Below are 13,889 nucleotides of genomic sequence, written 5' to 3' on the forward strand. Positions count from 1 at the left end.
GATGACGTCTTGAAATAATTAGTCGGCAGGCTGGATCGCCAACGGGGCTGGGCGCTTGGGCGAGTGCGGCGGCGTGTCGCAGTTCTCAGATCGCACTGTTATGGATCATTAGTTCTCTTTCTCAATTGACAATCATTATCATTCAACATAATTTGTCGCTCGATGTGTAGGACGGCCCCGTCCCCAGGCGTCCCACTAACCTATTGGCAGCAAGGTGATTTCCATGACGGAACAAGTATCCACAAGCAGGTGCGATTCACCGCTACTTCAGGCATTCGTCGACAATCGACTGATTCTGGTCAAGATTGCAGCCCGCATTACCGGCTGCCGGTCACGCGCCGAAGATGTGGTGCAGGATGCGTTCTTCCGACTGCAATCGGCCCCGCCGATCACGTCGTCGATCAAGGCCCAGCTGAGTTATCTGTTCCAGATCGTGCGTAATCTGGCGATCGATCACTACCGCAAACAGGCGCTGGAGCAGAAGTACGCCGGCCCCGAGGAGGAAGGGTTGAACGTGGTCATTCAGGGCGCTTCGCCGGAAACCTCGCACATCAACTTCTCGACCCTGGAACACATCGCCGATGCGCTGACCGAGCTACCGGTCCGCACCCGCTATGCGTTCGAGATGTACCGTCTGCACGGCGTGCCGCAGAAAGACATCGCCAAGGAGCTCGGCGTTTCGCCAACGCTGGTCAACTTCATGATTCGTGATGCGCTGGTGCACTGCCGCAAGGTATCCGGCAGCCGCGCTGATTCCGTGTCCGCGAACCGTCGCTGAACCAAAACAGGGCTTAAGCAGAACCAAAAAAAAGATCGCAGCCTTCGTTGAAGGGCTGCGATCTTTTTTGTTTTCAGCGAAATATCACACCAGCGTGCAGTGATCGAAGAAGCGCTCGCGCCCGAGGATCATCAGCGCCGCGCGCTTGTGCGGGAAGTCGAATTCCTTCTCGCAGTGGAAGCACTGGTTGTGCATGTGGCCGATCATCTTCGCGTTATCGGCACGCGGTTCGGCGACCACACGTTGAGTACGCGGATCATCCAGGAACAGGTAGTGCACCAGCGCCGACAACCAGCTCGCCACCTTGTGCGGGCCGCGATGGTCTTCTTCCCCGACCAGCATGTGAATGCCGCGATCGTAATTGTCGGCATCGTAGAACGGTGCGATGCGATCTTCCTTGGCCCAGTAGGCTTCGAAATAGGCGAACGGCTGATCGTCAAAACAGCCAATCAACGTCAGGGTGTGCGGATCGGTGTCGAGCTTGCTCAGGTATTCGCGATGCTGTTCGAGGCTGCCCTCTTCCTGCCAGAAACTGGCGACGCGCGGGCTGTTCTGCCAGCGATTGAAACGCGCCAGATCCTGTTCGATTTCCACCGTGCGCAGGGAAATCCAGGCACCGAGACGCGCATCGAAACGGCGATAAACCTCACCGCGAGGTTTCACCGGTCGCAGCGGGTGGCGCTTGCCGTTGCTGATGACCATCTGCTGCGGATAACTGCCCGTCAGCGAGGTCCCGAGCCACGGTTGCGGCAGTTGCCAGAACAGCGTGCGCTCGCAGCGGTATTCACCCGCCACTTCAGTGGCCACCAGCAAACCGCTCAGCAAGGCTTCGGTTGGCGATTGGTCCAGTTGCCAGATCAATTGCTGACGCGCCGGATCACGGGCAAACAGCCAATAACAGGCCGCCCACAGCGCCTGGCCTGGCGGTAGTGCATAGCGTTCATCGATCTGGATCGGCCCCTGGCCTTCACGATCAAGACGCAGGCGAATCAGCGGTTGCCCGTCCAGGCTCAGGCTCAGACGGCTTTCGGTGGCATCGGCTAGCAGTTGGCTGCCCGAAGGCAGGGCCAGGGCAGTCAGGTCATTCAGATTGGACATGGGTCGGGCTCACGATAATCGTCGACAGTTCAACGATGGGACGTGAGCCGGGGCGGGAAATTTAGGCCATTCGGCAAAAACCGCCGGTCACTGATGCGGCACCGGCACCACTGCAATCTTGTACGGATCGAAGATCTTCAGCATCTGCCCGCTGTCGCGCAGGCCTTGCAGCAACTTGCCGAACGCTTCGCCGGTGATCGGCGCCTTCGGACTGAGAATCGCGTAGTGGTGGTAGATCTGGTCGATGCGCTGGGACACCAGCAACTCGTCGCGCACCTTTTCGTTGCGCAGCAGGTAATCGAACAGGTACGAGCGGGTTACCAACGCAATGTCTGCGCGCCCGCGCAAGACCATCAGCAGGTTGCTGTCGTGGGAATAAGTCAGCGTGGCGCTGTAGGTTTCAGCGAGGTACTTGGGATCGGCGTTGAAGTTGGCGAATTCGTAGTGATAGCCGCTGTACAGCGCCAGCCGTTTGCCCTTGAGATCGGCGAAGTAGTTCTGCTGGCGACCGGGCTTGTTCTGCGCGACGAAAATCTCCGCGTCCTCCAGGCCCATGTCGACGGTGACGTGGGGAATGTCTTTCCAGCCCCACTCCGGGTTTTCGAAGATCGCCATGTCGGTGCGGCCGTCCTTGAAATCGCCGAACCGGCGAGGAATCGAGGTGGGCACCAGTTCGAAACGATAGTCGCTCTGGGCGCTGTTCAGGGCCGCGACCAGCTCCGGCAGCAGGCCGGTGTCGGCGCCGTTTTCCGGGCGAATGGTGTAGGGCGGAAAATGCGCCGCGCCCACCCGAACCACTTGCGCCGCCGGAGCAGGCAATACCCATAATGCAGCCAGCGCTGCGAGCATCAGCCCGGCGGCCGTCCGAATTGGCGAAGACTTCAAAACACCCCACTCCCCGAAAAAGTACCGATCATTGCATTCAAGCTAGGCGGTTTCGCCCAGTTAGCCAGTTTCCCGAACTGATAGAAAGCGCCTAGCGCTCTTCGAGCACCAGAATCAGCGCTTCTTCGGCCAGTTGATCCAGGCTCAGGCTGCCGCCGGCACGGAACCAGGTGGTGGTCCAGGACAACGCGCCCGTGAGAAAACGTCGGGTAATGAACACGTCGCCACGGATGAATCCCGCCTCTTTGGCTTCGCCCAGCACTTGCAGCCAGAGGTCTTCGTAGATGTCGCGCAGCGCCAGCACCTTGGCCTGACCGTCTTCGGACAGCGAGCGCCATTCATACACCAGCACCGCCATCGCCTCGCCGCTGCCGCCCATGATCGACTGCAATTCGCAGCGGATCAGCGCCAGCACCCGCTCGCGCACATCGGCCGCATCGGCCAGGGCTGCGCGCATCAGCGCAGTGTTGTAGCAGATGGTTTCTTCCATCACCGCCCGCAGGATTTCATCCTTGCTCTTGAAGTGATGAAAGATGCTGCCCGACTGAATCCCCACGGCACCGGCCAGATCGCGAACCGTGGTGCGCTCGTAGCCTTTGTTGCGGAACAGGTGGGCCGCCACTTGCAGCAGTTTGCCGCGAGCGCTGTCCGGATCGGTCAACTGGCCGGCATCGACCAGTTCACGCATGACCCTCAGGGCTTTTTGCTCGTCCACCCGTTCTCTCCTACAGTCGATCAGTCAAATGCGCCGTACGCCGCAGAAACGGCGGGGTTGCGCGGGCAATTTAAGCCGCCGGCGGTGACCAAGCAAGCGCTTGGGCAGAAGATAATTCCAGGCGTTTACAAACCAAGCGCTTGCTTGGTAGTCTCGATGCACTTCTGTCACAGGTTCCTGAGTCGGAGATCAAAATGCCCACCACGGTTCGCATCGGATGCGCCAGCGCATTCTGGGGAGACACCTCGACCGCCGCCGCGCAGCTTGTGGCCGGAGGACAGCTGGATTATCTGGTCTTCGACTACCTCGCCGAAATCACCATGTCGATCATGGCCGGCGCACGCATGAAGGACCCGCAGGCCGGGTTCGCAGGAGACTTCATTGAAGTCCTCGCACCCCTGCTGCCGCATCTGGCCGAACAGAACATTCGCGTCATCAGCAATGCCGGCGGAGTCAATCCAAAAGCCTGCGCCGCTGCGCTGCAAGCGGCCTGCGACAAGGCCGGCGTGGCACTGAAAATCGCCGTGCTGTCGGGCGATGACCTGCAACCCCACTTCAAACAACTCGCCTCCCAAGGCATCACGGAAATGTTCAGCGGCGCCCCGCTGCCGCCGATGTGCGTGTCGACCAACGCCTACCTCGGCGCGCCGGGCATCGTCGAAGCACTGCGTCTGGGCGCCGACATCGTGATCACCGGCCGGGTGGTCGACAGCGCAGTGGTCAGCGCTGCGCTGGTGCATGAATTCGGTTGGTCGTGGCACGACTACGACAAACTCGCGCAAGCGGCCCTGGCCGGGCACATCATCGAATGCGGTGCGCAGTGCACCGGCGGCAACTTCACCGACTGGCGCGACGTGCCGGATTACGAACACATCGGTTTCCCGATCGTCGAAGTCAGCGCCGACGGCCGGTTCATCGTCAGCAAAACCGAAGGCTCCGGCGGACTGGTCACACCGCTGACGGTCGGCGAGCAGATGCTCTACGAAATCGGCGATCCACAGGCCTATCTGTTGCCCGATGTGGTCTGCGATTTCAGCCAGGTCAAGCTTCAGCAGCAAGGCAAAAACGCAGTCCGGGTCCACGGTGCCAAAGGCCTGCCGCCCAGCGACCAATACAAGGTAAGCGCAACGTATCCGGACGGTTTCCGTTGCACCGCCAGTTGCCTGATCGCCGGCATCGATGCCGTGGACAAAGCCCGGCGCGTCAGCCAGGCGATCCTCGACAAAACCTCGGAGATGCTCGACCAGAAAGGTCTCGGCCCCTACACCGAAACCCACGTCGAACTGCTCGGCAGCGAAGCCACCTACGGCCCTCACGGCCAGCGCCGCGACAGCCGCGAAGTGGTGATCAAACTCGCCGTGCGCCACCCAAACAAACAAGCGTTGATCCTGTTCTCCCGGGAGATCGCCCAGGCCGCCACCGGCATGGCGCCAGGGCTGACCGGGATCGTTGGCGGGCGGCCGACGGTGTATCCGCTGATCCGGCTGTTCTCGTTCCTGATCGACAAAAGCGCCTGCACATTGCAGATCGACATCGCTGGCGAATCTCACCCGTTCGCCCTGCCCGCCCCCGCCACCCTCGACAGCCAGGATCTGCCCCTGCCCCACGAAACACCCAAACCCCAAGGCCGCGCCGACGCCAGCGTGCCGCTGGTGAAATTGGCCGTGGCGCGCTCCGGCGACAAAGGCAATCACAGCAACATTGGCGTGATGCCGCGTCGTCCGGAATACCTGCCGTGGATCGCCGAAGCGCTGACTCCGGCGGTAGTCGTTGACTGGATGAGCCATGTCCTCGACCCGATACACGGCCGGGTCGAACGTTGGTATCTGCCCGGCACCCACAGCCTCAACTTCCTGCTGGAAAACGCCCTCGGTGGCGGCGGCGTGGCGAGCCTGCGCATCGACCCGCAAGGCAAGGCCTTCGCCCAACAACTACTGGAAATCCAGATCCCGGTGCCGCAGAGCATCGCCGAACAGTTCGACTAGAGGATTGGCACCATGGCGTTCGAATCGATTTTCAGGGCTGATCTGTTCAGCGGCCAGACCGTCATCGTCACCGGAGGCGGCAGTGGCATCGGGCGTTGCACCGCCCATGAACTGGCGGCGCTCGGGGCCACCGTGGTGCTGGTCGGGCGCAAACCGGAAAAGCTGCAAACCGTCGCCGCCGAAATTGCCGAGGACAGCGGTCGCGTTCACTGGAAGGCCTGCGATATCCGTGACGAAGAGGCGGTGAAGGCGCTGGTCAGCGAACTGATCCGCGAACACGGGCCGATCCACGGGCTGGTCAACAATGCCGGTGGCCAGTACCCGTCGCCCCTGGCCTCGATCAATCAGAAAGGTTTCGAAACCGTACTGCGCACCAATCTGGTCGGCGGTTTCCTGATGGCCCGGGAAGTGTTCAACCAGTCGATGAGCAAACACGGCGGCAACATCGTCAACATGCTCGCCGACATGTGGGGCGGCATGCCCGGCATGGGCCACTCCGGCGCTGCGCGTTCGGGCATGGACAACTTCACTAAAACAGCGGCGTTCGAATGGGGTTATGCCGGGGTGCGGGTGAATGCGGTAGCTCCGGGATGGATCGCTTCCAGCGGCATGGACACTTATGAAGGCGCGTTCAAGGCCGTGATCCCGACCTTGCGCGAACACGTGCCGCTCAAGCGCATCGGCACCGAATCCGAGGTCAGCGCGGCGATCGTGTTTCTGCTCAGCCCGGCTGCCGCGTTCATCAGCGGCAGCACCTTGCGCATCGACGGCGCAGCCAGCCTGGGCAGTCGCGCCTGGCCGTTGCACAAGGCGACCCACAGCGAATCGTTCAACGGTTTTCACCGGGCCTACATGCCGGACGTCTTGAAGGACAAGGAGTAAGCCATGCCGGTCATTCAATCCCAACTCGACCCGCACAGCGAAGCCTTCGCCCGCAACCGAGCGACCATGCTCGCCGCCATCGAGCAAGTCCAGCAACTCGAACAAAACCTGCTGAACAAGGCTGCCGAGGCCAAACCGAAATTCGACAAACGCGGACAATTGCTGCCCCGTGAGCGTCTGAATCTGCTGCTCGACCCCGGCGCGCCATTTCTCGAACTGGCGAGCCTGGCCGGCTACAAACTGCACGACGACAAGGACGGCAGCTCGGCCGGTGGCGGCTTGATCGCCGGCATTGGTTACGTGTCCGGCGTGCGCGCCTTGATCGTGGCGAACAACAGCGCGATCAAGGGCGGGACGATTTCCCCGTCGGGTCTGAAAAAATCCCTGCGCCTGCAACAGATCGCCCAGGAGAACAAACTGCCGGTTATCACCCTCGCCGAAAGTGGCGGCGCCAACCTCAATTACGCGGCGGAGATTTTCGTCGAAGGCGCACGCAGCTTTGCCAATCAGGCGCGGATGTCGGCCATGGGGCTGCCGCAGATCACCGTGGTGCACGGTTCGGCCACGGCCGGCGGCGCGTATCAGCCGGGGCTGTCGGATTACGTGGTGGTGGTGCGCGGCAAAGCCAAGCTGTTTCTTGCCGGCCCGCCGTTGCTTAAAGCAGCGACCGGCGAAGTCGCCACCGACGAAGAATTGGGCGGCGCCGAGATGCACGCGCAAGTCGCCGGCACCGCCGAATACCTGGCCGAAAACGATGCCGACGGCGTGCGTCAGGCGCGGGAAATTGTCAGTCTGCTGAACTGGAACGAGCAAATTCCGTGGCTGCCCCAACCACAATTCAAAGAGCCGTTGTACCCCATCGACGAACTGCTGGGCCTGATCCCGGACGACCCGAAAAAACCCTACGACGTGCGCGAGATCATTGCGCGGATCGCCGACGAATCGCGCTTCCTGGAGTTCAAGGGCGAGTTCGATCAGCAGACCATTTGTGGCCACCTGAAAATTCAGGGGCGCGCCTGCGGTTTCATCGGCAACAACGGCCCGATCACGCCCAACGGCGCGAGCAAAGCGGCGCAGTTCATTCAGCTCTGCGATCAGAGCCAGACGCCGCTGCTGTTTTTCCACAACACCACCGGGTTCATGGTCGGCACCGAATCGGAACAGCACGGCGTGATCAAGCACGGCTCGAAACTGATCCAGGCCGTGGCCAATGCGCGGGTGCCGAAACTGACGATCGTGGTCGGCGGCTCCTACGGCGCAGGCAACTACGCGATGTGCGGACGCGGGCTCGATCCGCGCTTCATTTTCGCCTGGCCCAACAGCCGCACCGCCGTGATGGGTGGCGCCCAGGCCGGCAAGGTGTTGCGCATCGTCACCGAAGCCAAACAGCTCAAGGACGGCCTGGTGCCCGACCCGAAAATGCTCGACATGCTGGAGCAGGTCACCGCGCAGAAACTCGACAGCCAGTCCACCGCGCTCTACGGCAGCGCCAACCTGTGGGACGACGGGCTGATCGATCCGCGCGACACCCGCACCCTGCTCGGTTACCTGCTGGACATCTGCCACGAAGCCGACATCCGCACGTTGCAACCCAACAGCTTCGGCGTCAGCCGGTTCTGATCGCCACGGATTAAAGGAGAACAATAAAAATGATTTTCACCCCGGAACACGAAGCACTGCGCCGTACCGTCCGCCAGTTCGTCGAGCACGAGATCAACCCGCACGTCGATGAATGGGAAAAGGCCGGGCGCTTTCCGATCCACGAGATTTTCCGCAAGGCCGGCGACCTCGGATTGCTGGGGATTTCCAAGCCGGAAAAATTCGGCGGCATGGGCCTGGATTACAGCTATTCGATCGTCGCCGCCGAAGAGTTCGGCACCATCCACTGCGGCGGTATTCCGATGTCGATCGGCGTGCAGACCGACATGTGCACCCCGGCCCTCGCCCGCTTCGGCTCCGATGAATTGCGCGAAGAGTTTCTGCGCCCGGCCATCACCGGCGAGCAGGTCGGCTGCATCGGCGTCTCGGAAGTCGGCGCCGGCTCCGATGTCGCCGGGCTCAAGACCACCGCGCGCAAGGACGGCGACGACTACGTGATCAACGGCAGCAAGATGTGGATCACCAACTCGCCGAGCGCCGACTTCATCTGCCTGCTGGCCAACACCTCGGACGACAAGCCGCACGTCAACAAGTCGCTGATCATGGTGCCGATGAACACGCCGGGCATCAGCCTCAGTTCGCATCTGGACAAGCTCGGCATGCGCAGTTCGGAAACCGCCCAGGTGTTTTTCGACAACGTGCGCGTGCCCCAACGCAATCGCATCGGCCACGAAGGCGCCGGGTTCATGATGCAGATGCTGCAGTTCCAGGAGGAACGCCTGTTCGGCGCGGCCAACATGATCAAGGGCCTGGAATACTGCGTCGACAGCACCATCGAGTACTGCAAGGAACGCAAAACCTTCGGCAACGCGCTGATCGACAATCAGGTGATCCACTTCCGCCTCGCCGAACTACAGACCGAAATCGAATGCCTGCGGGCGCTGGTCTATCAGGCCACCGAGCAATACGTGAAAGGCCAGGACGTGACTCGACTGGCCTCGATGGCCAAGCTCAAGGCCGGTCGCCTCGGCCGCGAAGTCAGCGACAGTTGCCTGCAATATTGGGGCGGCATGGGCTTCATGTGGGACAACCCGGTGGCCCGCGCTTACCGCGACGTGCGCCTGGTATCGATTGGCGGTGGTGCCGACGAAATCATGCTGGGGATCATCTGCAAACTGATGGGCATCCTGCCGGGGAAAAAGAAATGAGCGCCCTGCCCGATTGCCAGACGCTGCTGCTGGAACGGCACAACGGCGTGTTGCACATCACCCTCAATCGCCCGGAAAGCCGCAACGCCATGAGCCTGCAAATGGTCGCCGAGTTGCGCGCCGTGCTGACAGAGGTGCGCGATGACCGCAGCGTTCGCGCGCTGGTGCTCAGCGGTGCCGGCGGGCATTTCTGCGCCGGCGGCGACATCAAGGACATGGCCAACGCCCGCGCTCAGGGCAGCGATGCCTATAGCGAGTTGAACCGTGCCTTCGGGTCGTTGCTGGAAGAAGCGCAGCACACGCCGCAAGTGCTGATCACCGTGTTGCAGGGCGCGGTGCTCGGGGGCGGGTTCGGGCTGGCCTGTGTCAGCGATATCGCCATCGCCGATCATCAAGCGCAATTTGGCTTGCCGGAAACCAGCCTCGGCCTGCTGCCGGCGCAGATCGCGCCGTTTGTGGTGCAGCGCATCGGGCTCACTGAAACCCGTCGCCTCGCGCTGACTGCTGCCCGTTTCGATGGTCATCAGGCCCGGCGCCTGGGGCTGGTGCATTTTGTCGAGCAGGATCCACAGGCGCTCGCCGAGCGACTGGATGAGGTGCTCGACCATGTCTTGTGTTGCGCCCCCGAGGCGAATGCGGTGACGAAAAAACTGCTGCTGGCCAGCGCCGGCCAGCCGTCGAGTGAATTGCTGGACGAAGCCGCGCAGTGGTTCAGCGCAGCGGTGACGGGTTCCGAAGGGATCGAAGGCACGATGGCGTTTGTGCAAAAGCGCAAACCCGGATGGAGCACCTGACCCTGTGGGAGCGGGCTTGCCCGCGATGAGGCCCTTCAATCCACCGCCAACATTCAGGAAAAACACCATGCCCGCCCTTCACAAAATCCTGATCGCCAACCGCGGTGAAATCGCCTGCCGCATCCAGCGCACCGCCCAGGCCCTCGGCTATCGCACGGTCGCCATCTTCAGCGACGCCGACGCCGATGCACTGCACGTGCAAATGGCCGATCAAGCGGTGAACATCGGCCCGGCGCCGGTGCAGCAGTCCTACCTGAACATCACGGCGATCCTCGACGCCGCCCGGCGCAGCGGTGCCGACGCGATCCATCCCGGCTACGGCTTCCTTTCGGAAAATGCCGAATTCGCCCGCGCCTGCGAACAGGCCGGCCTGACGTTTATCGGCCCCAGCGTCGAAGCCATCGAACTGATGGGCAGCAAACGCCAATCGAAAATCGCCATGCTCACCGCCGGCGTCCCGTGCATCGCCGGCTATCAGGGCGCCGAGCAGGGCGACGCAACCCTGACCCGTGAAGCCGAGCGCATTGGTTACCCGTTGATGATCAAGGCCAGCGCCGGCGGCGGCGGACGCGGCATGCGGTTGGTACACAGCGCCGAGGAACTGCCGGCGCAATTGCGCACGGCGCGCTCCGAAGCCTTGAACGGTTTCGGCAGCGATGAACTGATCCTCGAACAGGCGCTGATCGAACCGCGCCATGTCGAAGTGCAGCTGTTCGGCGATCACCATGGCAACCTGATCTACCTCGGCGAGCGCGACTGTTCGATTCAGCGCCGCCACCAGAAAGTCATCGAGGAAGCGCCGTGCCCGGTGATGACCGAAGAACTGCGTCAGGCGATGGGCGAAGCGGCGCTCAAGGCCGGGCGTGCGGTGAACTATGTCGGCGCCGGCACCGTGGAGTTTTTGCTTGAGGCCGATGGTCGGTTCTACTTTCTGGAGATGAACACCCGGTTGCAGGTCGAGCATCCGGTGACTGAACTGATTACCGGGCTGGATCTGGTGGCGTGGCAACTGGCGGTCGCCGAGGGCCAGCCGCTACCGCTGACCCAGGCGCAGGTGAAACTAGATGGCCACGCGATGGAAGTACGCCTCTACGCCGAAGATCCGGCCCAGGGTTTTCTTCCGCAGACCGGGCGTGTCGAAGCCTGGGCGCCGGCACTGGATCGCGGTGCGCGGATCGATCACGGCCTGATCGAAGGGCAATCGATCTCACCGTTCTACGACCCGATGCTCGGCAAACTGATCGCCCACGGCGCAACCCGCGAGGAGGCCCGGCGCAAACTGCTGTGCGCGGTGCAGGACAGCGTGTTGCTGGGCGTGCAGAGCAATCAACGGTTGCTCGCCAGCCTGTTGCAGCATCCGCAGTTCATCAGCGGGGAGTTCGGCACTGGCTTTATCCCTCAACACTTCGCTGATCACGATTGCCTACACGCCTATTCGCCCGGTGCCGAAGAGCTGGCCATCGCGGCGCTGCTGTTTTACCAATCCGCCGCACAGCGACACCGCGCCCCGTTGTCCGGATGGCGCAACAATGCCGGTGCGCCGTTGCTTTATCGCATCGGCCTCGACGCCCGCGACTGGAACGTACAACTGCGCGTCAGCCCGGACAACACATTTGAAGTGCAGGTCGCGGAGCGCGTCATCGAACTCAAACTCATCGAACACACCACCGCGGCCGTGACGCTGGAAATCGATGGCCTGCGCCAGCGCCATGCCTATCGCCTGCGCGACGAGCAGCTCTGGCTGTTCACCCACCCCGGCAGCCTGCACCTGGTGGATCGAACTCACGCGGTGATCGACAGTCAGACCAGCGTCAGTTCCGGCACGTTGAAAGCCCCGATGGATGGCGCCATCATCGATGTGCTTGTCAGCGAAGGCAGCCCGGTCAGCAAGGGCCAACTGCTGGTGGTGCTGGAAGCGATGAAAATGGAGCACCCGCTCAAGGCCGGCATCGACGGCGTGCTCAAGCGGGTGCAGGTCAAGGTCGGCGATCAGGTAAAAAATCGTCAGGTTCTGTTGCAGGTCGAGTAGTCGCCGCGCGCATCCGCAAGGTTTGACTACGCTCTGAATAATCAGGACGCGGAAATCAGGAACCCTGCGATGCCCCATTGGCTGGTCATAGATCTGGAAGCCACCACCGATGAGGGTGGCTGGCCGGTTACGGAAATGGAGATCATCGAGATCGGCGCGACCCTGGTGGATCGCGCCGGTCGCGAGCAGGATCACTTTCAGCGCTTCGTCAAACCGACGCGGCGCCCCTTGTTGACGGCTTTTTGCCGCGAACTCACGCACATCACCCAGGCCAACATCGACGCGGCACAGCCGCTGAGCGAAGTGTGGCCTGCGTTCGAGCGCTGGCTCGGTCAGCACCAGACACGCCTTGAAGGCTGGGCCAGCTGGGGCGACTACGACCGCAAGCAGTTGCTTCAGGAATGGCAGCGCCTGCAACTCGACAGCGCCCTGAGCCGGGTGCCGCACATGAACCTCAAACAGCGCTTTGCCAAGGCCCGGCGCCTCGAACGCCCGCTGGGCCTCAATGGCGCGCTGCAACTGGCGGGCATGCAATTCACCGGTCAACAACACCGGGCGCTGGAAGATGCGCGCAATACCGCCCGATTATTGCCATTGGTGCTGCCGCTCTAGCGCAGGTGACGGCGCCATGAGCCTTGTGCATACTGGCCGACCTTTTTGACCCTTTTTAAGCCCTTTTCGAGAGGAATCGCCCATGTTTAAAGTCAACGAGTACTTCGACGGCACCGTCAAGTCGATCGCTTTTGGCACCGCTGAAGGCCCTGCGACCATCGGCGTCATGGCCCCGGGCGAGTACGAATTCGGCACCAGCCAGCGCGAAATCATGCACGTGGTTTCGGGCGCCCTGACCGTCAAACTGCCGGACAGCAGCGACTGGGAAACCTTCGCCGCCGGCAGCCAGTTCAACGTGCCAGCCAACAGCAAGTTCCAGCTGAAAGTGGCCGTCGACACCGCTTACCTGTGCGAATACCGCGGCTGAAACCCCGGTTTCCTACGGCAATAAAAAATGCCCGTGTCCAAGGACACGGGCATTTTTCGTTTCAGGGCGGGTTATTCGAGAATTTCCACCGGCATGCCGACTTCAAGCCGGCCGTTGCCGTCGTTGACCAGGTTCTGGCCAAACATCGCGCCGTCGGCCTGGGCGCGAGTCTTCTGCAAGGTCGCCAGCGGTTCACGGTCAGCGCTGCGCTCTCCGGTCTGCGGATCGATCGTGGTGAGAATGCACCGCGAGCAGGACTTGACCACGCGGAACTCGACATCGCCGATTCGAATCCGCTTCCAGCCATCCTCGGCGTAAGCATCACTGCCTTCGATCACCAGATTCGGCCGGAACCGCAGCATTTCCAGCGGACGCCCGACTTCCTGCGACAGGTGTTGCAGCGAGGCCTCACCAATCAGCAGCAGCGGGAAACCATCGGCGAACGCCACTTGGTCGTCATCGTTGCCGTACCCGGCCTGGGTCGTCCGGGCGCGATCCAGCGGCACTTGCACCAGTCGGGTGGGCTTGCCGATGAATTCGCTGACCCAGCGGGCCGCCTCCTCACCGGCATCCGGCACACGCAGGGTGTCACGCCAGATCGTCACACCACGCAGGTCGTCGTCGCTGCCGGGCAAGGCGACATCGATTGCCGAATGCCCCGGCGCGCTGAGCGTCAGACCACCGCTGACATTCCACAACGCCGACAGCTGGCTCATCTTGGCTTCGGCACGCTGGGTCAGGAATCGCCCGCTGGCCTCGTCCACCAGCATCCAGCGTCGGTCGCCCTCAAGCCCCAGTTTGTCCAGGCCGATCCCTTGCAGGACCTCACCCTTGGCGGATTTCAACGGGTAACGATAAAGCGCGCTCAGACGCAGCATGGCCAGCTCCCTGGTGGGTCAAAAACGCCACCCTATACGAGCTTTGTCAGCGAATCAAA

The 13,889-nt window shown here is 62.1% G+C and carries 13 protein-coding genes; 9 read left to right on the top strand and 4 right to left on the bottom strand.

Annotated features, from left to right (window positions below; translation table 11 throughout):
• Positions 1–223: 223 nt before the first annotated feature.
• Complete coding sequence (locus AC1Q9F_RS26420) at positions 224–778, top strand: RNA polymerase factor sigma-70 (RefSeq protein WP_207983530.1); 555 nt, start codon at positions 224–226, stop codon at positions 776–778.
• A gap of 84 nt (positions 779–862) precedes the next feature.
• On the opposite strand, the gene AC1Q9F_RS26425 is transcribed toward AC1Q9F_RS26420, so the two are convergent.
• From AC1Q9F_RS26425 to AC1Q9F_RS26435, 3 genes are all read right to left on the bottom strand, one after another.
• A complete protein-coding gene (locus AC1Q9F_RS26425; protein ID WP_492621283.1) occupies positions 863–1,876 on the bottom strand; it encodes a GNAT family N-acetyltransferase in 1,014 nt (337 codons plus the stop codon).
• Positions 1,877–1,963: 87 nt separating this feature from the next.
• Positions 1,964–2,761 carry a substrate-binding periplasmic protein gene (locus AC1Q9F_RS26430; RefSeq protein ID WP_207983532.1) on the bottom strand — a complete coding sequence of 266 codons (798 nt, stop codon included), beginning with the start codon at positions 2,759–2,761 and terminating at the stop codon, positions 1,964–1,966.
• Between the two features lie 91 nt (positions 2,762–2,852).
• Complete coding sequence (locus AC1Q9F_RS26435; RefSeq protein WP_207983533.1) at positions 2,853–3,476, bottom strand: TetR/AcrR family transcriptional regulator; 624 nt, start codon at positions 3,474–3,476, stop codon at positions 2,853–2,855.
• 194 nt (positions 3,477–3,670) lie between these two features.
• Here AC1Q9F_RS26435 and AC1Q9F_RS26440 point away from each other — a divergent pair, with 194 nt between their 5' ends.
• The 8 genes from AC1Q9F_RS26440 (at position 3,671) to ppnP (ending at position 12,952) form a co-directional block, all read left to right on the top strand.
• Positions 3,671–5,461, top strand: coding sequence for an acyclic terpene utilization AtuA family protein (locus AC1Q9F_RS26440; protein WP_492621282.1), 1,791 nt, complete (start codon positions 3,671–3,673; stop codon positions 5,459–5,461).
• 12 nt (positions 5,462–5,473) lie between these two features.
• A complete protein-coding gene (locus AC1Q9F_RS26445; RefSeq protein ID WP_207983535.1) occupies positions 5,474–6,343 on the top strand; it encodes an SDR family oxidoreductase in 870 nt (289 codons plus the stop codon).
• A gap of 3 nt (positions 6,344–6,346) precedes the next feature.
• Positions 6,347–7,963 carry a geranyl-CoA carboxylase subunit beta gene (gene atuC / locus AC1Q9F_RS26450; protein WP_492621281.1) on the top strand — a complete coding sequence of 539 codons (1,617 nt, stop codon included), beginning with the start codon at positions 6,347–6,349 and terminating at the stop codon, positions 7,961–7,963.
• A gap of 29 nt (positions 7,964–7,992) precedes the next feature.
• Positions 7,993–9,150 (top strand): citronellyl-CoA dehydrogenase, encoded by a 1,158-nt coding sequence (atuD, locus tag AC1Q9F_RS26455; protein ID WP_085700109.1) that lies wholly within the window; start codon positions 7,993–7,995, stop codon positions 9,148–9,150.
• On the top strand, positions 9,147–9,944 hold the full coding sequence (locus AC1Q9F_RS26460) for an enoyl-CoA hydratase/isomerase family protein (protein ID WP_492621280.1): 798 nt from the start codon (positions 9,147–9,149) through the stop codon (positions 9,942–9,944). Before atuD ends, AC1Q9F_RS26460 begins: the two co-directional genes overlap by 4 nt.
• Positions 9,945–10,011: 67 nt before the next feature.
• Positions 10,012–11,973: an acetyl/propionyl/methylcrotonyl-CoA carboxylase subunit alpha gene (locus AC1Q9F_RS26465; protein ID WP_492621279.1), complete on the top strand. Its 1,962-nt coding sequence runs from the start codon at positions 10,012–10,014 to the stop codon at positions 11,971–11,973.
• A gap of 69 nt (positions 11,974–12,042) precedes the next feature.
• The gene (locus AC1Q9F_RS26470; protein ID WP_207983540.1) at positions 12,043–12,585 is read left to right on the top strand and encodes a 3'-5' exonuclease; all 543 of its coding nucleotides are present in this window, start codon (positions 12,043–12,045) and stop codon (positions 12,583–12,585) included.
• A gap of 82 nt (positions 12,586–12,667) precedes the next feature.
• Positions 12,668–12,952 carry a pyrimidine/purine nucleoside phosphorylase gene (gene ppnP / locus AC1Q9F_RS26475; protein ID WP_007940055.1) on the top strand — a complete coding sequence of 95 codons (285 nt, stop codon included), beginning with the start codon at positions 12,668–12,670 and terminating at the stop codon, positions 12,950–12,952.
• A 71-nt stretch (positions 12,953–13,023) separates the two neighbouring features.
• On the opposite strand, the gene AC1Q9F_RS26480 is transcribed toward ppnP, so the two are convergent.
• Entirely contained in the window at positions 13,024–13,830 is an 807-nt protein-coding gene (locus AC1Q9F_RS26480) for an MOSC domain-containing protein (protein ID WP_492621278.1), read from the bottom strand.
• Between the last annotated feature and the right edge of the window lie 59 nt (positions 13,831–13,889).

This window comes from Pseudomonas sp. GW823-FHT04A03, assembly GCF_058796615.1.

Excerpts from the sequence above, each read along its gene's own strand:
- AC1Q9F_RS26440 (WP_492621282.1), top strand. The coding sequence starts at position 3,671 with ATGCCCACCACGGTTCGCATCGGATGCGCCAGCGCATTCTGGGGAGAC.
- AC1Q9F_RS26460 (WP_492621280.1), top strand. The coding sequence starts at position 9,147 with ATGAGCGCCCTGCCCGATTGCCAGACGCTGCTGCTGGAACGGCACAAC.
- atuD (WP_085700109.1), top strand. The coding sequence starts at position 7,993 with ATGATTTTCACCCCGGAACACGAAGCACTGCGCCGTACCGTCCGCCAG.
- AC1Q9F_RS26465 (WP_492621279.1), top strand. The coding sequence starts at position 10,012 with ATGCCCGCCCTTCACAAAATCCTGATCGCCAACCGCGGTGAAATCGCC.
- AC1Q9F_RS26425 (WP_492621283.1), bottom strand. The coding sequence starts at position 1,876 with ATGTCCAATCTGAATGACCTGACTGCCCTGGCCCTGCCTTCGGGCAGC.
- ppnP (WP_007940055.1), top strand. The coding sequence starts at position 12,668 with ATGTTTAAAGTCAACGAGTACTTCGACGGCACCGTCAAGTCGATCGCT.
- AC1Q9F_RS26445 (WP_207983535.1), top strand. The coding sequence starts at position 5,474 with ATGGCGTTCGAATCGATTTTCAGGGCTGATCTGTTCAGCGGCCAGACC.
- AC1Q9F_RS26470 (WP_207983540.1), top strand. The coding sequence starts at position 12,043 with ATGCCCCATTGGCTGGTCATAGATCTGGAAGCCACCACCGATGAGGGT.
- AC1Q9F_RS26480 (WP_492621278.1), bottom strand. The coding sequence starts at position 13,830 with ATGCTGCGTCTGAGCGCGCTTTATCGTTACCCGTTGAAATCCGCCAAG.
- atuC (WP_492621281.1), top strand. The coding sequence starts at position 6,347 with ATGCCGGTCATTCAATCCCAACTCGACCCGCACAGCGAAGCCTTCGCC.
- AC1Q9F_RS26420 (WP_207983530.1), top strand. The coding sequence starts at position 224 with ATGACGGAACAAGTATCCACAAGCAGGTGCGATTCACCGCTACTTCAG.